The organism is Micromonospora sp. NPDC047730 (genome assembly GCF_043204765.1).
Classification (GTDB): domain Bacteria; phylum Actinomycetota; class Actinomycetes; order Mycobacteriales; family Micromonosporaceae; genus Micromonospora.
In genome coordinates this window covers 1-20,997 of the sequence record NZ_JBIDCU010000037.1, presented here as the reverse complement: position 1 = coordinate 20,997, position 20,997 = coordinate 1, and the positions used below count along the sequence as shown (strand labels likewise).

17 protein-coding genes are annotated in these 20,997 nt (G+C 72.8%); 4 read left to right on the top strand and 13 right to left on the bottom strand.

The annotated features are described in order from the left end of the window. Window positions 1-185: 185 nt before the first annotated feature. From ACGF5G_RS34885 to ACGF5G_RS34875, 3 genes are all read right to left on the bottom strand, one after another. A complete protein-coding gene (locus tag ACGF5G_RS34885) occupies window positions 186-1,118 on the bottom strand; it encodes an acyl-ACP desaturase (protein ID WP_393271078.1) in 933 nt (310 codons plus the stop codon). Between the two features lie 69 nt (window positions 1,119-1,187). Next, window positions 1,188-2,516: a histidine--tRNA ligase gene (gene hisS, locus ACGF5G_RS34880; RefSeq protein ID WP_393271076.1), complete on the bottom strand. Its 1,329-nt coding sequence runs from the start codon at window positions 2,514-2,516 to the stop codon at window positions 1,188-1,190. A gap of 126 nt (window positions 2,517-2,642) precedes the next feature. Beyond that, complete coding sequence (locus ACGF5G_RS34875; protein WP_350709027.1) at window positions 2,643-3,362, bottom strand: MBL fold metallo-hydrolase; 720 nt, start codon at window positions 3,360-3,362, stop codon at window positions 2,643-2,645. 258 nt (window positions 3,363-3,620) lie between these two features. Here ACGF5G_RS34875 and ACGF5G_RS34870 point away from each other — a divergent pair, with 258 nt between their 5' ends. Both ACGF5G_RS34870 and ACGF5G_RS34865 read left to right on the top strand, forming a co-directional pair. After that, window positions 3,621-4,511 carry a peptidylprolyl isomerase gene (locus ACGF5G_RS34870; protein ID WP_393271073.1) on the top strand — a complete coding sequence of 297 codons (891 nt, stop codon included), beginning with the start codon at window positions 3,621-3,623 and terminating at the stop codon, window positions 4,509-4,511. Window positions 4,512-4,575: 64 nt separating this feature from the next. Continuing rightward, a complete protein-coding gene (locus ACGF5G_RS34865; RefSeq protein ID WP_350709031.1) occupies window positions 4,576-5,415 on the top strand; it encodes a peptidylprolyl isomerase in 840 nt (279 codons plus the stop codon). Between the two features lie 242 nt (window positions 5,416-5,657). On the opposite strand, the gene ACGF5G_RS34860 is transcribed toward ACGF5G_RS34865, so the two are convergent. The 8 genes from ACGF5G_RS34860 to ruvC all read right to left on the bottom strand — a co-directional run bounded on the left by ACGF5G_RS34860 (window position 5,658) and on the right by ruvC (window position 15,062). Beyond that, window positions 5,658-8,177, bottom strand: a complete 2,520-nt coding sequence (locus ACGF5G_RS34860) for a RelA/SpoT family protein (protein ID WP_393271071.1) — start codon at window positions 8,175-8,177, stop codon at window positions 5,658-5,660. Between the two features lie 170 nt (window positions 8,178-8,347). Then, window positions 8,348-8,914: an adenine phosphoribosyltransferase gene (locus ACGF5G_RS34855; protein WP_357704267.1), complete on the bottom strand. Its 567-nt coding sequence runs from the start codon at window positions 8,912-8,914 to the stop codon at window positions 8,348-8,350. Between the two features lie 101 nt (window positions 8,915-9,015). Then, window positions 9,016-10,203, bottom strand: a complete 1,188-nt coding sequence (gene secF / locus ACGF5G_RS34850) for a protein translocase subunit SecF (RefSeq protein WP_393271069.1) — start codon at window positions 10,201-10,203, stop codon at window positions 9,016-9,018. 1 nt (window position 10,204) lies between these two features. Beyond that, on the bottom strand, window positions 10,205-12,130 hold the full coding sequence (secD, locus tag ACGF5G_RS34845) for a protein translocase subunit SecD (protein ID WP_393271068.1): 1,926 nt from the start codon (window positions 12,128-12,130) through the stop codon (window positions 10,205-10,207). A 258-nt stretch (window positions 12,131-12,388) separates the two neighbouring features. Next, complete coding sequence (yajC, locus tag ACGF5G_RS34840) at window positions 12,389-12,730, bottom strand: preprotein translocase subunit YajC (protein WP_357704261.1); 342 nt, start codon at window positions 12,728-12,730, stop codon at window positions 12,389-12,391. A gap of 138 nt (window positions 12,731-12,868) precedes the next feature. Then, on the bottom strand, window positions 12,869-13,939 hold the full coding sequence (gene ruvB, locus ACGF5G_RS34835; RefSeq protein WP_393271066.1) for a Holliday junction branch migration DNA helicase RuvB: 1,071 nt from the start codon (window positions 13,937-13,939) through the stop codon (window positions 12,869-12,871). Next, a complete protein-coding gene (gene ruvA, locus ACGF5G_RS34830; RefSeq protein WP_393271064.1) occupies window positions 13,936-14,538 on the bottom strand; it encodes a Holliday junction branch migration protein RuvA in 603 nt (200 codons plus the stop codon). Before ruvA ends, ruvB begins: the two co-directional genes overlap by 4 nt. Beyond that, on the bottom strand, window positions 14,535-15,062 hold the full coding sequence (gene ruvC / locus ACGF5G_RS34825; RefSeq protein ID WP_350686934.1) for a crossover junction endodeoxyribonuclease RuvC: 528 nt from the start codon (window positions 15,060-15,062) through the stop codon (window positions 14,535-14,537). Before ruvC ends, ruvA begins: the two co-directional genes overlap by 4 nt. A 193-nt stretch (window positions 15,063-15,255) precedes the next feature. Between ruvC and ACGF5G_RS34820 the strand changes: the two genes are divergently transcribed. Beyond that, window positions 15,256-16,038 (top strand): 3-hydroxybutyrate dehydrogenase, encoded by a 783-nt coding sequence (locus ACGF5G_RS34820; protein ID WP_393271061.1) that lies wholly within the window; start codon window positions 15,256-15,258, stop codon window positions 16,036-16,038. 14 nt (window positions 16,039-16,052) lie between these two features. Continuing rightward, a complete protein-coding gene (locus ACGF5G_RS34815) occupies window positions 16,053-17,972 on the top strand; it encodes a helix-turn-helix domain-containing protein (protein ID WP_393271059.1) in 1,920 nt (639 codons plus the stop codon). 97 nt (window positions 17,973-18,069) lie between these two features. Here the strand turns inward: ACGF5G_RS34815 and ACGF5G_RS34810 are convergent, their stop codons facing one another. Both ACGF5G_RS34810 and ACGF5G_RS34805 read right to left on the bottom strand, forming a co-directional pair. Continuing rightward, window positions 18,070-18,678: a TetR/AcrR family transcriptional regulator gene (locus ACGF5G_RS34810; RefSeq protein ID WP_393271057.1), complete on the bottom strand. Its 609-nt coding sequence runs from the start codon at window positions 18,676-18,678 to the stop codon at window positions 18,070-18,072. Between the two features lie 11 nt (window positions 18,679-18,689). After that, complete coding sequence (locus ACGF5G_RS34805) at window positions 18,690-20,258, bottom strand: MFS transporter (RefSeq protein ID WP_393271055.1); 1,569 nt, start codon at window positions 20,256-20,258, stop codon at window positions 18,690-18,692. Between the last annotated feature and the right edge of the window lie 739 nt (window positions 20,259-20,997).

Here is a 20,997-nt window from a genome sequence, read left to right as displayed (position 1 = left end):
CACCCCCCGGATCATCCGCACGACAGGGGCAGTAAGTCATACCGAGCCGGGCGACCGAGCAGTCCCCGGCTGGGGACGATCAAAAAGGTAACGGGCGGGCGGGAGAGACGCTTCGGGCGTGGTCGTCGTCGAGAGAGCCAGCGACGGCCACGCCCGGAGCCCCGGCGGCCGGGACGGTCAGCGGGTCAGCGGGCGGCGAGGCGGGCGGCGCGGGCCGCGCGCTTCTCCTCGAAGCGGGACGCGGCGCGCTCCAGGTCGTCGAGGTGGGCGGCGATCTGGTCGCGGGCGGCCTCGCCGTCGGCGTCCAGGCCGGTCACGTTGAAGACGTCCCACTGGCGCAGCACCGGGACGACCACCTCGTCGCGATGCTGGCGCAGGTCGTAGATGCCGGCGAGGGCGATCGCCACGGACTTGCGGGCGAAGCCCTCGATGCCGTTGCCCGGCATCTGGAAGTCGGCCACCACGTCGGCGACCGCCCGCATCGCCTGGCCGGGCGCCAGCTCGAAGGCCGCCGCCAGCAGGTTGCGGTAGAACACCATGTGCAGGTTCTCGTCGGCCGCGACCCGGGCGAGCAGCGCCTCGCAGGCCGGGTCGCCGGTGACGCGGCCGGTGTTGCGGTGCGAGATCCGGGTCGCCAGTTCCTGGAACGAGACGTACGCCAGCGAGTGCAGCACCTCGTCGTCGTGGGCGTTCTGGTAGCCGGCGGACATGTGCGTCATCCGGGCCCGCTCCAGGGCCACCGGGTCGACCGCCCGGGTGACGGTCAGGTAGTCGCGGATGGCGGTGCCGTGCCGCCCCTCCTCGGCGGTCCACCGGTGCACCCAGGTCCCCCAGGCGCCGTCCCGGCCGAAGAGGGTGGCGATCTCGTGGTGGTACGAGGGCAGGTTGTCCTCGGTCAGCAGGTTGACGATGAGCGCGGTGCGGGCCACGTCGGGGATGGTCGAGTCGGTCTCCGCCCACGCCTCGCCGCCGAGCGGCCCGTCGAAGGTGCGCCCCTCGCTCCACGGGACGTACTCGTGCGGAAACCATTCCTTCGCCATGGACAGGTGCCGGTCGAGGTTCTTCTCGACGACGGGCTCCAGTTCGAGGAGCAGAGCGGTCTGGCTGAGCACGGTCACGACGATCTCCCTACGGTGGCGTAACTTACGCTACCGTAGGTCCGATCGTCCGTACGCGCCAGTAGCGACTCAGCTGACCAGCGGCTTGAGGTCCGCCCGGGGCGGCGTCCACTCCCCCGCCGCCGCCGCGACCTGCTCACCCGAACGGATGTCCTTCACCTCGTCGGCGGCCCCGTCCGCCCCCGGGAACCAGACGTACGGAATGCCCCGCCGCTCGGCGTAGCGGATCTGCTTGCCGAACTTCGCCGCGCTCGGCGACACCTCCGTCGGCACGCCCCGCCGACGCAGCGCCTCGGCCACCCGGTTGCTGGCCGGCCGCTGCTCCTCGCTGGTCACCGCGACCAGGACGCAGGTCGGCACGTCCCGCGACACCGACAGCGCGCCGGCGCCGAAGAGCAGCCCGAGCAGCCGGGTCACCCCGATCGAGATGCCCACCCCCGGGAACCGGGCGGCGCCGGAGCTGGCCAGGTTGTCGTAGCGGCCGCCGGAGCAGATCGAGCCGAACCGCTCGTAGCCGACGAGCTGCGTCTCGTAGACGGTGCCGGTGTAGTAGTCCAGGCCGCGCGCGATGCGCAGGTCGGCCACGCACAGCCCCGGGGAGTGCTCGGCGGCGGTCTCCACCACCCGGACCAGCTCCTCGATCCCCTCGTCCAGCAGCGGGTCGGTGACGCCGAGGGCACGGACGGCGTCGGCGAAGGAGGCGTCCGGGGCGGAGATCTCCGCCAGCGCCAGGCACGCCTTGGCCTGCGACTCGCTCGCCCCGGCGGTCTCGGCGAGCAGCTCGGCCACCTTCGCCGGGCCGATCTTGTCGAGCTTGTCCACCGCGCGCAGCGCCGCCTCCGGGTCGGTCAGGCCGATGCCCCGGTAGAAGCCCTCGCAGATCTTGCGGTTGTTGACCTGGATCCGTACCGGCGGGATCGGCAGCGAGCGCAGCGCGTCGCCGATCACCAGCGGCATCTCCGCCTCGTGGTGGGCGGCCAGGGTGTCCCGGTCGACGATGTCGATGTCCGCCTGGAGGAACTCGCGGTAGCGCCCCTCCTGCGGCCGCTCACCCCGCCACACCTTCTGGATCTGGTAGCGGCGGAACGGGAACTGCAGCTTGCCGGCGTTCTCCAGCACGTACCGGGCGAACGGCACGGTCAGGTCGAAGTGCAGGCCGAGCGCGTCGTCCCCGGTCGGGCCGTCGGCGTCGGCCTGCAACCGCCGGATCAGGTAGACCTCCTTCGAGGTCTCCCCCTTGCGCAGCAACTGGTCCAGCGGCTCCACCGCGCGGGTCTCCAGCGGCGCGAAGCCGTACAGCTCGAAGGTGTCCCGGATCCGGTCGAGGACGTACTGCTCGATCATCCGCTGGGCGGGCGTCCACTCCGGGAAGCCGGAGATGGGCGTGGGCTTGCTCATGATGCTCCGTTCGCAGACCCGCGCGGTCCGCGCGGGCGAAGGCTCGGTGCGGCTGGCTACAGGCCGCGGGGCGAAGGCTCGGTGCGGCCGGCTACAGGCCGCGGGACGAAGGCTCGGTGCGGCCGGCTACAGGCCGCGGGCGGGGGCGGCCGGTCGCGCGCCGTCGCCACCCGCCACCTCGATGAGGTACGGGTTGGTCGCGCGCTCGCGGCCGATGGTGGTCGCGGGGCCGTGGCCGGGCAGCACGACGGTGTCGTCCGCCAGCGGGAGGATCTTGTCCCGCAGGCTGCTGATCATCGTCGGCATGCTGCCGCCCGGCAGGTCGGTGCGGCCGATGGAGCCGGCGAAGAGGACGTCGCCGGAGAGGCAGAGCTGCTCCGCCTCCCAGGGCGAACCCGCGGCCGGCAGCCGGAAGAGCACCGACCCGCCGGTATGGCCCGGGGCGTGGTCGACGGTGATCTCCAGCCCGGCGAGGGCGAGCGTGGCGCCGTCGGTCAGCTCCGCGACGTCCTCGGGCTCCGTGTACGGCAGCCGTCCGCCGAAGAGCGAGGTGAGGTCCGCGGAGAGCCCCTTGGCCGGGTCGGCGAGCATCTCCCGGTCGCCCGGGTGCACGTACGCGGTGATCCCACGGGCGCCGCAGACCGGCGCGACCGAGAACGTGTGGTCGAGGTGGCCGTGGGTGAGCAGCACCGCGGCCGGGTGCAGCCGATGCTCGGCCAGCAGCGCGTCGAGCCGGTCGAGCACCCCGATGCCGGGGTCGACCACCACGCACTGCTCCCCCGGCGCGGCGGCGACCACGTAGCAGTTGGTGCCGAAGGCGTCCGCGGGAAAGCCGGCCACGAGCACGTCCGCTCCCCTTCCGTCGAGCTGTCGGGTCCTGCCAGCAGCCTAACCGGCGACGCGACCGGGTTCGCCGCATCCGCCCCGGAGGCCCCGTTCGCCACAGTGACGCGTCCCGATAGGCGCAGCCCTGGACCTCGTACACCACTTTCCCAGCCGGTAGCCGTACACTCTGGCGGGCGTGTGGCGTGGCGCACCTGCCGCCGAACGGGCGCAGGACGCCCGACCACCGGTGACGACCAGGGTAGAGGAAGGGGAGCACGGGTGGCTTCCAGCAGGGACCGGCAGCGCAAACTGGCGCGTGCCAAGCTCGACCGGCAGCTCGCCCGCCGGGCCGCCGCCGCCAAGCGTCGCCGGCAGATCCAGGCCGGTGTCGGCGTCACCGTCGTCCTCGCGCTGATCGTGGTCGGCTCGGCCTGGGGGCTGGGCGCCTTCGACGACGACCCGAAGGAGAACACGGCCGCCGAAGACGTGTGCCTCTGGACCCCGCAGGACGCCACCGCGAACACCAACCTCAAGGACGTCGGCACCCCGGCGACCCAGGGGCTGCCCACGTCCGGCGTGCGCCCGATGACGGTCACCACCAACCAGGGTGCCCCGGTCACCGTCGAGCTGGACCTCGCCGCCGCCCCGTGCGCCGCGGCGAGCATCGCCCACCTGGCCAGCCGGTCGTTCTACGACAACACCAAGTGCCACGAGATCACCGCCGAGGGCGCCGTGCGCTGCGGCGACCCGAGCGGCACCGGCCTGGGCGGCCCGACGTACTCGTTCTACGACGAGAACGTCCCCACCCCCGCGCCGTCGCCGTCGGCGAGCCCCGCGCCCGGCCAGCCCGCGACGTACCCGAAGGGCACGGTCGCGATGATCGCCAACCCGCCGGGCGCCAACGCGAGCCAGTTCCTGATCTTCTTCGAGGACTTCACCACGGCCGACCCGAAGTACCCGGTCATCGGTCGGGTCACCGGCGGGATCGACGTGGTGGAGAAGATCGGTGCCAAGCCGACCGTGGACAATGGGACGGGGGCCAAGGTCAAGCCCAAGGACGACGACGTGGTCATCCAGAGCCTGACCGTCGGTGAGCCCGTGGCGCAGGGGGCGTCGACCCCGGCGGCGACGCCGTCCGGCGCCCCGGCGGCCAGCCCCAGCGCCGGCTGACCCGGCCGCCCCACCAACCTCAGCGGCACCGACCGCGCCCGAGACAGCCCAGGAGGATCCAGGCGTGACGTCCACCAGAGAGCGGCAGCGCGCGGCGGCCCGCGCCCGGCTCGAGAAGGAGATGGCCGAGCGCGCGGCCAGGGCCCGCAAGCGCCGGCAGACCCAGGCGATCGTGGGAGCCGCGTCGGTCCTGGTGCTCGTCATCGCCGGCACCGTGTGGCTGGCCACCACGCTCGGCGGCGACGACGACAAGACCGACACCGCCGGGCCGGCGGCCGACCACGTGCAGTGCGCGTGGACCGAGCTGCCCGCCGACCAGCGGACCAAGCAGATCAAGGACGTCGGGCTGCCGGCCGCGCAGCAGTCGAACACCGGCACCCAGACGATGACGATCGACACCAACCTCGGTCCGATCACCGCCAAGGTCGACCGGGCGGCGGTGCCCTGCACCGCGGGCAGCTTCACGCACCTGGCGGAGAAGAACTTCTTCGACAACAGCAAGTGCCACCGGCTGGTGACCGAGGGCATCAAGGTGCTCCAGTGCGGCGACCCGAGCGCGACCGGCAAGGGCTGGCGGGAGACCGACGGCACCGGCGGCCCGAGCTACCGGCTCGCCGAGGAGAACCTGCCCACCGACAAGCGCCCGCCGTACCCGGAGGGCGTGATCGCGATGGCCAAGTCCACGCAGCCGGGCAGCACGGGCAGCCAGTTCTTCATCGTCTACGGCGACTCGCCGCTGGACCCGAACTACACCGTCCTGGGCACCATCACCGGTGGCATGGACATCGTCAAGCAGGTCGCGGCGGCGGGCGACGACAAGGCGTTCGCGCAGCAGGCCGGCGGTGGTCACCCGAAGAAGGAGATCACCATCAAGAAGCTCACCATGAGCGCCCCCCAGGGCTGACCGCCCACCCGTACGACGAGCGCCCGCCGGCCCCGCCGGCGGGCGCTTCGCTATCCCATCCCACCCCAGCCCCCTCCCCAGTCCCGGCGATCTTGCACTTTGTGCCCCGGCAAAAGGGGCGACCTGCACATACCTAGGGCCGAAAGTGCAAGATCGCCGCGGCGAGGGGGCGCGGGTGTGTAGCGGGGCAGGGTGGGGTTGGGGGTGGGGTTGGGGGTGGGGGTGGGGTTGGGGTGGGTGGGTCAGGCGCCGGAGGTGACGCGGTAGGCGTCGAAGACGCCGTCGACCTTGCGGACCGCGGCCAGCAGGTGGCCCAGGTGCTTCGGGTCGGCCATCTCGAAGCTGAACCGGCTCACCGCCACCCGGTCGCGGGTGGTGGTGACCGTCGCGGAGAGGATGTTGACCCGCTCCTCGGAGAGCACCCGGGTCACGTCGGCGAGCAGCTTGTGCCGGTCCAGCGCCTCGACCTGGATGGCGACCAGGAACGTCGACGCCGAGGTGAGCTTCCAGCTCACCTCGACCACCCGCTCGTTCTGCGCCCGCAGGTCCTCGGCGTTGGCGCAGTCGTCGCGGTGCACGCTCACCCCGCCGGAGCGGGTCACGAAGCCGAAGACCGAGTCCGGCGGGACGGGGGTGCAGCAGCGCGCCAGCTTGATCCACACGTCGCTGACCCCGCGGACCACGACGCCCGGGTCCGCGCTGCTCTGCCGGCTGCGCGGCGGCCGGGTGGCGACGGCGGTCTCGGCGATGTCCTCCGCCGCGCCCTCCTCGCCGCCGTACGCGGCCATCAGCTTCTGCACCACCGACTGGGCGGAGACCTGGCTGTCGCCGACCGCGGCATAGAGCGAGGCGACGTCGGCCAGGTGCAGGTCCCGGGCGATCGCCATCAGCGCGTCCGAGGTGAGCATCCGCTGCAACGGCATGCCCTGCTTGCGCATCGCCTTGACGATCGCGTCCTTGCCGGCCTCGATCGCCTCCTCGCGCCGCTCCTTGTTGAAGTACTGGCGGATCTTGGTGCGGGCGCGCGGGCTCTTGACGAAGCCCAGCCAGTCCTGCGTCGGCCCGGCCGTCTCGGACTTCGACGTGAAGATCTCGATCACGTCGCCGTTGGACAGCGTCGACTCCAACGGCACCAGCTTGCCGTTGACCCGCGCCCCGATGCACTTGTGCCCGACCTCGGTGTGCACCGCGTACGCGAAGTCCACCGGCGTCGACCCGGTCGGCAGCGGGATGACGTCACCCTTCGGGGTGAAGACGTAGACCTCCTGGCTGGACAGGTCGAAGCGCAGCGCGTCGAGGAACTCGCTCGGGTCGGCCGCCTCCCGCTGCCAGTCCAGCAGCTGGCGCAGCCAGGTCATCTCGTCGATGTGCGCCGGCGGACCGACGATCTGGGTGCCCTTGTGCTCCTTGTACTTCCAGTGCGCGGCGATGCCGAACTCGGCGGTGCGGTGCATCGCGTACGTGCGGATCTGCATCTCCACCGGCTTGCCGGTGGGCCCGATGACCGTCGTGTGCAACGACTGGTACATGTTGAACTTGGGCATCGCGATGTAGTCCTTGAACCGGCCCGGCACCGGCTGCCAGTTGGCGTGGATCACGCCCAGCGCCGCGTAGCAGTCCCGCACCGTGTCGACCAGGATCCGCACCCCGACCAGGTCGTAGATGTCGTTGAAGTCGCGACCCCGCACGATCATCTTCTGGTAGATCGAGTAGAGGTGCTTCGGCCGCCCGGTGGTCTCCGCCTTGATCTTGGCGGCCTTCAGGTCGGTCTGCACCTTCTGGGTCACCTGACGCAGCAGCGCCTCGCGCTGCGGCTGGTGCTCCCCGATCAGCCGGTTGATCTCCTCGAACCGCTTCGGGAAGAGCGTCCCGAAGGCGAGGTCCTCCAGCTCCCACTTGATGGTGTTCATACCCAGCCGGTGAGCCAGCGGGGCCAGGATCTCCAGCGTCTCCTTCGCCTTCTGCTCCTGCTTCGGACGGGGCAGGAAGGTGAGGGTACGCATGTTGTGCAGCCGGTCGGCCAGCTTGATCACCAGCACCCGCGGGTCCTTGGCCATCGCGACGACCATCTTGCGGATCGTCTCGGCCTTGGCCGCGTCGCCCAGCTTGACCTTGTCGAGCTTGGTGACCCCGTCGACGAGCAGCGCGACCTCGCCGCCGAAGTCGGCGCGCATCTGGTCGAGCGTGTATTCCGTGTCCTCGATGGTGTCGTGCAGCAGCGCGGCGACCAGGGTGGTGGTGTCCATCCCGAGGTTGGCCAGGATGGTGGCCACCGCGAGCGGATGGGTGATGTAGGGGTCGCCGGACTTGCGGTACTGCCCCGAGTGCCAGCGGGCCGCGGTGTCGAAGGCACGCTGGAGCAGCCGCGCGTCGGCCTTGGGGTGGGCGTCCCGATGGGTCGAGATCAGCGGCTCGAGCACCTCGCTGACCTGCGAGGACTGCCACGGCGCGTTGAACCGCGCCAGCCTGGCCCGGACGCGGCGGCCGGTGGGCGCGGTGGAGAGCGCGAAGCCGGCGCTGGGCAGGGGATCACCGTCGGCGGGGAACGGGAGCACGACCCCCTCGGTCGCCGCGCCCGCGCCACCGGCCGGGCCGGCCGTCGCGCCGGACCGCGCGGTGTCGGCCGGACCGGTCACGCCGGAGCCGTTGCCGGAGCCCGCGCCCCGGGTCGGCACGTCACCGTTCCGTGCGGTCACCGAGCCGTCCGCGTCGCCTGTCGGGTGCACCGTGCCCTCCACCGGAGGGGCGACATCGTGGGACACCGGCCTCCTCACCGCTCGCCGGGAATACACCGACCGTGCGCCGGTCGGCCTGGTCTTGTGCCGTCCGGACGGGCCCCGCCCGGTCAGCAAAGGGCAATGCTACCCGCACGCACGGTGCCCCGCCGCTCCGCCGGACGGACCGCACCGGGTCCGCCCGACGGTCGGGGCGCTCAAACGGTCAGCAGGGCATGCACCGGGCGCGGCGACAACCGCTCCCGCGCGCCGAGGAAGCCGAGCTCCAGCAGCACGGTGAAGCCGGCCACGGTGCCCCCGGCCCGCTCCACCAGGTCCAGCGTCGCCTCGGCGGTGCCACCGGTGGCCAGCACGTCGTCGACCACCAGCACCCGGTGCCCGGCCGTGAACGCGTCCTGGTGCACCTCCAGGGTGGCCTGGCCGTACTCCAGGTCATAGGAGGCCGAGTACGCCGGGCGGGGCAGCTTCCCGGCCTTGCGCACCGGCACCACGCCGACCCCGGTCGCGTACGCGACGGCTGCCGCGACCACGAACCCGCGCGCCTCCATGCCGACGACGGCGTCGAACGAGTCCCGCCCGTGGTACGCGACGATCGCGTCGACCACCTGGCGGAACGCCTCACCGTCGGCGAACAGCGGCATCAGGTCCTTGAACATGACACCGGGCTTGGGGAAGTCGGGCACGTCGAGCACCCGGCTGGCCACCAGCTTCGCGGCCTCCGGGCCGCTGTCTCCCCGTACCCCGGTGCTGTGGGTCTCCGTCACGGCAGTCCGCTCCCCTTCCACGACGACGGCGTCCTCCCTGCTGCTCGCACAGCATGAAGGACGCCGTCGGTTCGATTCCTACCGGGTGTCGCCGGCCCAGGTCAGCGCCGCTTTCCGCCGCCCGGCCGGTTGCCGCCGCCGGCCGGACGCCCGCCCCGGACGCCGGTCGACCGCTTCCCCGCCGGCCGCGCGCCCACCTTCGGCGCGGCGCCGGCCAGCGCCGCCGATTCCGGGTCGACCGGCTCGTCCGCGGCCTCCCCGGTGCGGGGCGCACCCTTCGGGGTGACCTCGCCGCGGGCGATCGCGCCCCGGCGGGCCAGCACCCGCTTGTTGTGCGCCTGGATCCGCGGCTCGTAGTTCTTGAGCAGCACCAGCAGCGGCGTGGCCAGCAGGATCGAGGTCAGGAACGCCACCGCCATACCGACGAAGAGCACCAGGCCGAGGTCCTTCAGGGTGCCCGCGCCGAGCAGGCCGGCACCGATGAAGAGCAGACCACCGACTGGCAGCAGCGCCACCACCGAGGTGTTCAGCGACCGCATGAGGCTCTGGTTGATCGCCAGGTTGGCCGCCTCGCCGTACGTCTGGTTGTTGTTCGCGGTGATGCCGCGGGTGTTCTCCTGCACCTTGTCGAAGACCACCACCACGTCGTAGAGCGCGAAGCCCAGGATCGTGAGGAAGCCGATGACCGTCGACGGGGTGACCTCGAAGCCGACCAGCGAGTAGACGCCGGCGGTGAGGATCAGGTTCATGATCAGCGAGGAGACGGCGGCGACCGCCATCCGCCACTCGAACCGCAGGATCAGGTAGACCATCACCAGCGCGATGAAGATGACCAGACCGAGCATCGCCCGGGAGGTGACCTGGCTGCCCCACGCCTCGCTGACCTGGTTGCCGCTGATGGTGGTGGGGTCGATGCCGAACTCCTCGGCGATCTCGACCTTGACGGCGTTGGCCTGCTCGGCGCTGAGCTGCGTGGTGCGCACCTCGTAGAAGTCGCCGCCGGTGCCGCCGACCTTCTGCGTGGTGACCACGTTGGCGCCGTCGCCGGCCGTGGCGAGGGCCGTCTTGACCTTCGCCTCGGTCTGCTCCATGGTGCCGACGCTGGCCGGGACCTGGAACGAGTTGCCGCCGGCGAACTCGATGCCGAGGTGGAACCCGCGCAGCCCGAAGCTGAGGAGCGCCAGCAGGATCAGCGTGCCGGCGACGGCGAACCAGAGCTTGCGCCGGCCGATGATGTCGAGGCCGGCCTCGCCGCGGTAGAGGCGGCTCGCGAGACCACTCTTTGCCATCTCAGGCCTCCTTCACGCGCGGGTTGCGGGGCTTGGCCTCGTCGGCCGTCCGGGCCGGAAGCGCCCGCCCGAGACCACTGACCCGCGGGGACAGGAACGCCCGGGTGCGGGCGAACATCGTCATGATCGGGTGCCGGAAGAGGAAGACCACGACCAGGTCCAGCACGGTCGCCAGGCCGAGGGCGAAGGCGAAGCCCTTCACCGCGCCGACCGAGACCACGTAGAGCACCACCGCCGACATCAGCGTGATCGCGTTGGCCGAGATGATCGTCCGGCGGGCCCGGATCCAGGCCCGCGGCACGGCGCTGCGGGGGCTGCGCCCCTCCCGGATCTCGTCCTTGAGCCGCTCGAAGTAGATGACGAACGAGTCCGCCGCCACACCGAGCGAGACGATCATGCCGGCGATGCCGGCGAGGGTGAGGGTGAAGCCGATCTGCCGGCCGAGCACCACCAGCGCGCCGAAGACCAGCAACGCCGACAGGATCAGGCTCAGGAAGATCACCGAGCCGAGCAGGCGGTAGTAGAAGAACGAGTAGATGATGACCAGCAGCATGCCGATGCCCGCCGCGAGGAGACCGGCCCGCAGGTGGCTGGCGCCCAGGGTGGCGGTGACGTTCTGCGACTCCTGCTCCTCGAAGGTGACCGGCAGCGCGCCGTAGCGGAGCTGGCCGGCGAGGGTGCTGGCGTCCTTCTGGGTGAAGTTGCCGGTGATCTGCGAGTTGCCGGTCAGCACGCCCTGGATCTCGGGCGAGGAGACGATCTCGTTGTCCAGCACGACGGCGACGCGGCACTTGCCGTCCTGGCCGAGCGCGGTGGCGTCGCAGGCCTGGCCCTCGTTGTTGAACGCCTCGCGGGTCAGGTTGGTCCACTTGTCCTGGCCCGGGCCGGAGAAGTCCAGGCTGACCACCCACTGGCTGGTCTGGTCGAGCACCGCGTTGGCGTCGTCGACGTCGGTGCCGAGCACCTTCGCCTGGTCGAGCAGGTACTTCGCGGCGCCGTCCTCGCAGGCGACCACCTGCTGGTCGGGGGCGGAGATCGACGCCGGCGGCCGCTTGTCGAGCTGGGCGCAGCTGATCTGCGGCACGTTGAACTGCATCTGCGCCGGCAGCACCGCGACCTCGCGCGGGTCGAGGGCGGCGAACGGCTTGAGCTTCTCCGCCAGCGACGGGTCGGCGGTCAGGTCGGCCGGTGCCTGGAGGCCGCTCGCGGCGGCCCAGGCGGCGGCGCCGACCTTCTGCTCGACGGCCTTGCGCTGCTCCTCGACGCTCTGCGGCACCGGCTGGCTGCTCGCACTGGGCGAGGGCGCCGCGGCGCTCGGCGAGGCCGGAGCCGACGCCGACGGGCTGGCGCTCGGCGCCGGCGCCATGCCGCCCTGGCCGCCGCTCGCCGACGGGGTCACCTTCGGCCCGGCGGTGCCGGACGGGGAGGCGCTGCCCGAGGGCTTCGCGCTGCCCGACGGGGCCGGGGTCGCGCTGCCGGACGGCGCCGGGGTGGCGGTCGGCGCCGGGGCGGCGGCCGCGCCGCTGCCGTCGGCGGCCTTGAGCAGCTTGCGGAAGCGCAGCTCGGCGGCGCTGCCGACCTCGGTGATGTCGCGGTTCTCACCGGGGAGGGAGATCACGATGTTGCGGTTGCCCTCGGTGACCACCTCGGCCTCGGCGACGCCGAAGGCGTTGACGCGGCTCTCGATGATCTGGCGGGCCTCCTCGAGGTTCTCCGCCGTCGGGGCCCGGCCGTCGACGGTGTTGGTCGCCTCCAGCGTCAGCCGGGTGCCACCGACGAGGTCCAGGCCGAGCTTGGGCTCCAGCCGGTCCTTCAGGCCGCCGCTGGCGCCGCCCGCGAAGAACACCAAAAGATAGAGGACGACGAAGATGAGCCCGAGCACGGCCAGTTGCCGTCCGGGGCGCATCTGTCCCTGAGGTGGTGCCACGGCTGTCCTGTCTCCCTGTACGGTCGCGCCGCTGGTGCGGCGGGTGTCGGCCGGTGCGGCCGGCGGTCCTGACGGGCCGGCGTCGGGGGCCGGCGCGCGGGCCCCGACGTCGCGGCGCGGGGGCGCCGAGCGGAGCGTGGACGTGCCGGCTCCCGCCGTCGGGCCCAACTATCCAGTTTTCACGTCGTCTCCGCTGCCCCTTCCGGCACGGCGGTCACCGCGAGCCGGCGACCGCCGCCCCGGGGCGGGAGCGACGCCTCACTCCTTGACGGCGTCCGCGTCCTCGGCGGCCGGCTCGGCGGGACGCTCCGCCTGGCTGACCACCCGGGCGATCGCCGGGCGGGCGTACCGGGTCTGCACACCGGGCGCGACCTCCAGCAGGACGGTGTCGTCGTCCACCCCGGTGACCGTGCCGTAGAGCCCGCCGATCGTGACCACCTCGTCGCCGGGGGCGAGGGCGGACTGCATGTCCGCCGCCTCGCGGCGGCGCTTCTGCTGGGGGCGGATCATCATGAAGTACATGACGCCGAAGAGCAGAGCGATCATGAGGATCGGCGTCAGGCTGCCGGCACCCCCGCCGCCCTCTGCTGCGTAAAGCACGGTGAAAGACCTTCCCATTGGCCGCCGACCCGGCACGGGCGTGCCGGAGCGGAGGCGGATTCTCACGTCCTGTACAGACCGGCGCGAGTCTAATCCCTGCACCTGGGAACGCCGAATGCGGCACAGATCACGTTCGCATCACGGCTGATCAGCATCCGCAGAGAACAGATCGGGCGCGACAGGGGCATCCGTGCCAAATGTACCATTCGGGGGCGTACGCCCCAGGTGCCGCCAGGCAGCCTCGGTGGCGACCCGGCCGCGCGGCGTACGGGCCAGCAGGCCGGCCCGGACCAGGAACGGCTCGCACACCTCCTCGACCGTGTCCGGCTGCTCCCCCACCGCCACGGCGAGGGTGGACAGGCCGACCGGCCCGCCCCGGAACGAGTCGACCAGTGCGGTCAGCACCGCCCGGTCCAGCCGGTCCAGACCGAGCGCGTCGACGTCGTACACCTTCAGGGCCGCCCGGGCGGTTTCCAGGGTGACCACGCCGTCGGCGCGGACCTCGGCGAAGTCGCGGACCCGGCGCAGCAGACGGTTGGCGATCCGGGGGGTGCCCCGAGAACGGCCGGCGACCTCCGCGGCGCCCTCGTCGGTGATCGGCACGCCGAGGATCCGGGCCGAGCGGCGCAGCAGCACCTCCAGGTCGGCCGGGGAGTAGAAGTCGAGATGCGCGACGAAGCCGAAGCGGTCCCGCATCGGCCCGGTCAGCAGGCCCGAGCGGGTGGTCGCGCCGACCAGGGTGAACGGCTCGACGTCCAGCGGGATGGCGGTCGCGCCCGGGCCCTTGCCGACCACCACGTCGACCCGGAAGTCCTCCATCGCGCTGTAGAGCAGCTCCTCGGCCGGCTTGGCGATCCGGTGGATCTCGTCGATGAAGAGCACGTCGCCCTCGGCGAGGCTGGTCAGGATCGCCGCCAGGTCGCCCGAACGCTCGATGGCCGGGCCGCTGGTCACCCGGATGCCCGAACCCAGCTCGGCGGAGACGATGTTGGCCAACGTCGTCTTCCCGAGGCCAGGCGGGCCCGAGAGGAGGATGTGGTCCGGCGGGGAGCCGCGCCGCATCGCGCCCTGGAGCAGCAGGTCGAGCTGGTCGCGCACGCGGTGCTGGGCGATGAACTCCTCCAGCCGCTTCGGCCGGACGCTGGCCTCCGCGTCCAGTTCCGCGTCGTTGACGTAGGCGGAGACCAGGTTGCCGTCGGGACCGGTCACCGGGTGCGGCCCAGCAGTCGGATGGCCTGCTTGAGCAGCACCGGCACGGGCGGCACGTCACCGTCGACGGTCTCCGCCACCGCGGCGACCGCCTGGTCGGCCTGCCCGGCCGTCCAGCCCAGCCCGACCAGCGCCTGCCGCACCTGCTCGGGCCACGCCCCGCCGGTCACCCCGGCCGCCCCGTCGGCGCCGACCGGGGCCGGGCCGACCCGGTCGCGCAGCTCCAGGACCAGGCGCTCGGCGCCCTTCTTGCCGATGCCGGGCACCCGGGTCAGCGCGGCGGTGTCGGCGTTGGCGATCGCCTTGCGTACCGCGTCGGGGGTGTGCACGGCGAGCACGGCCTGGGCCAGCCGGGGGCCGACCCCGCTGGCGGTCTGCAGCAGCTCGAAGAGCTGCTTGGCGTCGTCGTCGGCGAAGCCGTAGAGGGTGAGCGAATCCTCCCGGACGACCAGGCTGGTGGCCAGTCGGGCGGGCTGGCCGACCCGCAGCTCGGCGAGGGTGCCGGGGGCGCACTGCACCGCCAGGCCCACCCCGCCGACCTCCACGACCGCGTGGTCCGGACCGGTCGCGGTCACCACCCCGCGCACGCTGGCGATCATCTGGCTCCTCCTCGTCGTACCCGGTCGGCCGCGGCGGCCAGCTTGGAGCGCGTCCCGCCGCGCCACACGTGACAGATGGCCAGGGCGAGGGCGTCGGCGGCGTCCGCCGGCTTCGGCGGCTCGGGCAGCCGCAGCAGCCGGGTGACCATCGCCGTCATCTGGGCCTTGTCGGCCTGACCGGAACCGGTCACGGCCGCCTTCACCTCGCTGGGCGTGTAGGTCTGCACGGGCAGCCCGGCGCGGGCGCCGGCGAGCACGGCGATCCCGCTGGCCTGGGCGGTGCCCATCACCGTGCGGACGTTGTGCTGGCTGAACACCCGCTCGACGGCGACACTGTCCGGCCGGTGCTCGGCGACCAGGTCGGTGAGCGAGCGGTCCAGGTGCAGCAGACGCAGCGGCAGCTCGTCGCCGGGGTCGGTGTAGACGACGTAGTAGGCGACCAACGTGCAGGGCCGCCCCGGCACGCCCTCGACCACGCCGACCCCGCACCGGGTCAGCCCCGGGTCGACGCCGAGCACCCGCACGCCGCCTCCTCCCCCAGCCGTCAGCAGTACGTGTGTTCGACACCCTACCGAGCCGGACGACGGCCCGGTGCCGGGGACACGCCGGGCGCGCCGACACGCCGCCGATGTGCCGTGTGGACCACACACTCCGGCCGTCGAGTATGTGCCGCCGCCCCATGTGCGCCCGGACACACAGCTCGTAACTTCATGCGCCATGACGGCAGAACCCGTGGCGGTGCCCCACGTCGTACACGTCGACCTCGCTGGTCGTACCGCCCTGGTGACCGGGGGCGGCAGCGGCATCGGCCGCGCCTGTGCCCTGCGGCTCGGGGCCGCCGGCGCCAAGGTCCTGGTGGTGGACCGCAACATCGAGGCGGCCAAGGCGGTGGCGGCGGAGGCCGGCGGCCGAGCCGAGGGGGTGGACCTGGCGGACGCCGAGGCGGTGGACCGGCTCGACGCGGACGTGGACATCGTGGTGAACAACGCGGGCCTCCAGCACGTGGCGCCGGTGCAGGAGTTCTCCGCGGAGCGCTTCGCCTACCTGCACCGGGTGATGGTGGAGGCGCCGTTCCTGATCATCCGCCGGGCGCTGCCGCACATGTACGCCAAGGGCTGGGGGCGGATCGTCAACATCTCCTCGGTGCACGGGCTGCGCGCCTCGCCGTACAAGTCGGCGTACGTCTCGGCGAAGCACGCCCTGGAGGGGCTGTCGAAGGTGGTGGCGCTGGAGGGCGCCGCGCACGGCGTGACGGCCAACTGCATCAATCCGGCGTACGTGCGGACCGCGCTGGTAGAGAGCCAGATCGCCGACCAGGCGGCCAGCCACGGCATCCCGGAGGCGGAGGTGGTCGAGAAGATCATGCTGGCCCGGGCGGCGATCAAGCGGCTGATCGAGCCGGAGGAGGTGTCGGAGCTGGTTGCCTACCTCTGCTCCCCGCCGGCGGCGTTCATCACGGGCGCGTCCATTGCGCTCGACGGGGGCTGGACGGCGAACTAGTGGCGAGCCGCACAATGTCGGTCATGTCGTCACCGGTGGAGTTCCTGGAACTGCTCGCCCGCGAGGCCGCCGCGGTGGAGTTCGAGGGGCCGCTCGTCGCCGCGCGCGCCGCCGGGCTGCCGCCCGACCGGCTCGCCGAGCTGGAGCAGGCCAAGACGGTGGCGCTGCGGGTCCGCGCGCTGCTGGAACGCCGCCGCCGCCGGGAGGTCGAGCTTTCCGGCCTGTACGACACGGTCAGCGACCTGGCCGGGCTGCGCGACCTCGACGACGTGCTGCGCGCGATCGTGCACCGGGCACGCAACCTGCTCGGCGCGGATGTCGCCTACATGACGCTCAACGACGACGAGCGCGGCGACACCTACATGCGGGTCACCGACGGCTCGGTCTCCGCCCGCTTCCAGCGGCTGCGGCTGCCGATGGGCGCCGGTCTCGGCGGCCTGGTGGCCCAGTCCGGTGCCCCGTACGTCACGGCGAACTACCCGGAGGACGACCGCTTCCACCACACCGGCGAGATCGACGCCGGGGTGGGCGAGGAGGGCCTGGTGGCCATCCTGGGCGTGCCGCTGCGGCTCGGCTCGACCTCGATCGGCGTGCTCTACGCGGCCAACCGGTCGGCCCGGCCGTTCGTCCGGGAGGAGGTGGCGCTGCTGGTGTCCCTCGCCGCGCACGCGGCGGTGGCGATCGACACCGCGCGACTGCTCGCCGAGACCAGGGCGGCGCTGGAGGAGCTGTCGGCGGCGAACACCACCATCCGGGCCCACAGCAGCTCGGTGGAGCGGGCCGCGGCGGCGCACGACCGGATGACCGCGCTGGTGTTGCGCGGCGGCGGCGTGGAGGACGTGGCCGCGGCGGTCACCGACGTGCTCGGCGGGGCGCTGCTGGCGCTGGACGCGGAGGGCCGGCTGCTGGCCCGGGTCGGCGAGATCGACGAGCCGGACCGGGCGGACATGGTGGAGGCGGTGGCCGCGTCGCGTACGGAGGGCCGCAGCGTGCGCCGGGGGCCGCTCTGGTACGCCGCGGTGGTGGCCGGCGCGGAGAACATGGGCGCGCTGGTGCTGCGCCCCGACGACGAACTGGTCGACGCCGACCAGCGGATCCTGGAGCGGGCGTCGCTGGTGACCGCGCTGCTGCTGCTGTTCCGGCGCACCGTCGCCGAGGCGGAGGGGCGGGTCCGGGGCGAGCTGCTCGACGACCTGATCGCCCGGCCGCTGCGGGACACCGACGCGCTGCGCAGCCGGGCCCGCCGGCTCGGGGTGGACCTGGACGCGCCGCACGTGCTGGTGGCGGTCGGCGACGACGCGATCGCCGCGACGGGTTCGGCCCGGCAGCGGGTGCTGTCGTGGGCCACCACGTACGCCTCGACGCGGGGTGGGCTGGCGGCGGCCCGCGACGGGCGGGTGGTGCTGATGCTGCCGGGCCGGGACGCGGGCGGCAACGCCCGGGCGGTGGCCCGGGACCTGTCCCGGGTGACCGGCCGGCCGGTGACCGCCGGGGCGAGCGGCCCGTCGACGGGCCCGGCGTCGCTGGCCACCTCGTTCGCCGAGGCCGACCGTTGCCTCACCGCGCTGGGCGCGCTGGGCCGGTCGGGGCAGGGCGCGAGCACCGCCGAGCTGGGTTTCGTCGGGCTGCTGCTGGGTGCGGTCGGCGACGGCGGCGACAAGGACGTGGACCGGTTCCTGACGGCCACCATCGGGCCGGTGGTCGACTACGACGCCCGCCGGGGCACCGCGCTGGTGAAGACGCTGGAGGCGTACTTCGGGGTGGGCGGCAGCCTGGCCCGGGCCGCGGAGCTGCTGCACGTGCACGTCAACACGGTGACCCAGCGGCTGGAGCGGGTCGGGCAGCTGCTCGGCGCGGACTGGCAGAAGCCGGAGCGGGCGCTGGAGGTCCAGCTCGCCCTGCGCCTGCACCGCCTGCGTACGCCGGCCGGCTGACGGTCCGACCGGCCGGCCGGCTGACGGTCCCGCCGGCCGTGTCGCGTGCGGGACCGGGTGGCCGTACCGGCGTGCGGGACCGGGGCGGTGGCCGGGGTCAGCGGGCGCGGATGCCGTCCAGGACGCCGTCGACGACCTTCTCCGGCAGGGACGCCTCGTCGAGGTCGGGGTGCCAGCGCAGCACCCGCTGGATCAGCATCGGGCCGGTCAGCATCGCCATGGTGACCTCGACGTCGATGTCGGCGCGCAGCTCGCCGGTGCGGATCCCCCGGCGCAGCACCTCCCGCATCAGCGCCCGGCGCGGCTCGATGATGCTCTGGTAGAGCTGGTACTCGTCCGGGCTGCGGTTCACCCGCGGCACCAGGCAGGGCATGATCCGCGCCGCCCGCGGGTCGATGTTGTGCCCGACCGCGCCGACCAGCACCACCAGGTCGTCGCGGACCGACCGGCCGGGCGGCGCCGGCGGTTGGCCCTTGAGCCGGCGCAGCGCGTCGGTCAGCAACGCGTCCTTGCCGGGCCAGCGCCGGTAGATGGTGGCCTTGCCCACGCCGGCCCGGGCGGCGATCGACTCGATCGAGAGAGCCTCGATCGTGCTGCCCTCGGCGAGCAGGTCGAGGGTGGCCTCGAGGATCGCCTCGTCCGCGCGGATGCTCCGCGGTCGCCCGGGCGACCGCGGAGCATCGGCGGTGGAAGTCATGTCGGACATTGTCCCCGAACCTAGGCGGTCCCGGCCAACTCGGGTTCACCCGCCGGTGCCGGCGCCGCCACCGGGGCCGCGGCGCGGCCGGGCATCCAGCGCAGCACCACGAGGATGCCGACCGCGGCGACCGCGGCGGCGAGGCCCGCCGCCCAGTGCATCGCGGCCACGAAGGCGTCGTCGGCCACCGCGATCAGCTGCGGCGCCGCCGGCCCGAGCTGACCCGCCGCGGCGTACGCGCCGGAGATCGACTCGCCGGCCGCTTCGCGTGCCCCGGCGGGCAGGTCCCGCAGCGCGGAGTCGACGTCGGCACGGTAGACCGCGGAGAGCACCGACCCGAGCACCGCCACGCCGAGAGCGCCGGCCACCTGCCGGACGGTGTTGCTGACCGCCGAGCCGACCCCGGCCTTCTCCCGCGGCAGCGCCGACATGATCGACTCCGTGGCCGGGGGCATGATGTTGGCCATTCCGGCGCCCTGGAGGAAGAAGAAGACGAGCACCACCCAGATCGGGGTGCTCTCGCCGACGAAGGCGAACGCGCCGAGCGCCACCACGGTCAGCGCCAGCCCGACCACGGCGACCGCCTTGCCGCCGTACCGGCGGACCATCGCCGCGCTGCGCGGGGCGAAGACGAGCTGGGCCACCGCGAAGGGCAGGAAGAGCAGGCCGGTCTCCAGCGGGCTGTAGCCGCGCACCAGTTGCAGGTAGAACGAGCTGAAGAACATCACGCCCATCGCGGCGAAGAAGATCAGCCCGACGATCGCCACCGGGGCGGCGAAGCGGGGCACCCGGAACAGCCGCACGTCCAGCGACGGGTGGTCGCTGCGCCGCTCGTACGCGACGAACCAGGCCAGCACCGCCAGGCCGCCGAGGATCGCGGCCCAGACCACCGGGCGGCCGAAGCCGTGCTCGCCGCCGTCGATGATGCCGTACGTCAGGGCGACCAGGCCGACCACCGACAGCAGCACGCCGACGACGTCGACGCGTCCCGGGTTCGGGTCCCGCGACTCGGGCACCAGGATCGCCACCAGCACCACCCCGAGCGCGACCACCGGCACGTTGATCAGGAAGACGGAGCCCCACCAGTAGTGCTCCAGCAGCGCGCCGCCGAGGATCGGGCCGATCGCCACCGCCAGGCCGACCGCGCCGGCCCAGACGCCGATCGCCCGGCCCCGCTCCCGTGGGTCGAAGACGTTGGAGATGATCGAGAGCGTGACCGGCATGATGGCCGCGCCGCCCACGCCCATCAGCGCGCGGGCCGCGACGAGTTGCGCCGGGCTCTGCGCGTACGCCGACAGCAGCGACGCCAGCCCGAAGAGCACCAGGCCGACCAGCAGGAAACGCTTGCGCCCGGCGCGGTCGCCGAGCACGCCGAAGGTGAACAGCAGGCCGGCGAAGACCAGGGTGTAGGAGTTGATCGACCACTCCAGCTCGCCCTGGCTCGCGCCGAGGCCGTGCACCGGGTCGGCGAGCGTACGCAGCGCGACGTTGAGGATGGTGTTGTCCAGGACGACGACGAGCAGGCTGATCACGAGCACCCCGAGGATCGCCCACCTCCTCGGATGTCCGGTGTTCTCGTGCGGTTGCATCTCTGGTTCTCCCCCCGGCCCCGTTTTCGATACGGGTCAGACTCGTATTGGGGGTCAGCTTAGGGGGTGAGGTTTCGATACGGAACCGGTTCGTATCTGATGTGCCGGCGGTCACGTGCGGTTGTGGCTCTCGCGGTGCCGTGGCCCCGGCATCTTCTGTGGCGTGTGCTTGCGGTGCGTCGTCGCGGGGTGTGGCCCGCCGTGCCCGGGTCCGGGCGGTCAGGCTTGATCCCTGCGCCGGGCACGGCGGGCCACACCCCGTCGATGGTCGCGCGCCGTCCGTGCCTGGATGTCCGTTATCCGGCATTGCTGTCGAGATGCCCCATCTGTGGGACCATCCGTCACGCCAGGCGCGGTCGCCTGCGGCGGCATGTTGTGCCCCATCTCTGAGGGCAGCTCGACAGGAGCCGTGCGGCGGCACCGTGCGGCGTCGTCCCGTGGGTCCGGTCCGGGGTGTGACCGGGGGCATCGTGGGGGCGGAATCGTGGCCGGGCCGGGGTCGTTACACCCTGCGTACGGCCCAGCAAGACCAACCCCGCCCCGGCGGGCTGGCGTGCGGGCCCCGGAATGATGGCGGGCCGCCGGTCGTTACACATGGTCCCGGCCAGTGAAGGGGCGACCCCCTCGCCCCGCGACACGGGCCACTCCCGGTCTCCAGAGGGCCGGTCTGATTCTTCCCGGCGCGTGACGCGCCGGATCCCCCGATTTCTTGAGCGCCGGACGGTGCTTGCACCCTCGC

Excerpts from the sequence above, each read along its gene's own strand:
- hisS (WP_393271076.1), bottom strand. The coding sequence starts at position 2,516 with ATGAGCAAGCCCACGCCCATCTCCGGCTTCCCGGAGTGGACGCCCGCC.
- secF (WP_393271069.1), bottom strand. The coding sequence starts at position 10,203 with ATGGCAAAGAGTGGTCTCGCGAGCCGCCTCTACCGCGGCGAGGCCGGC.
- ruvA (WP_393271064.1), bottom strand. The coding sequence starts at position 14,538 with ATGATCGCCAGCGTGCGCGGGGTGGTGACCGCGACCGGTCCGGACCAC.
- ACGF5G_RS34820 (WP_393271061.1), top strand. The coding sequence starts at position 15,256 with ATGACGGCAGAACCCGTGGCGGTGCCCCACGTCGTACACGTCGACCTC.
- ACGF5G_RS34815 (WP_393271059.1), top strand. The coding sequence starts at position 16,053 with ATGTCGGTCATGTCGTCACCGGTGGAGTTCCTGGAACTGCTCGCCCGC.
- ACGF5G_RS34810 (WP_393271057.1), bottom strand. The coding sequence starts at position 18,678 with ATGTCCGACATGACTTCCACCGCCGATGCTCCGCGGTCGCCCGGGCGA.
- ACGF5G_RS34805 (WP_393271055.1), bottom strand. The coding sequence starts at position 20,258 with ATGCAACCGCACGAGAACACCGGACATCCGAGGAGGTGGGCGATCCTC.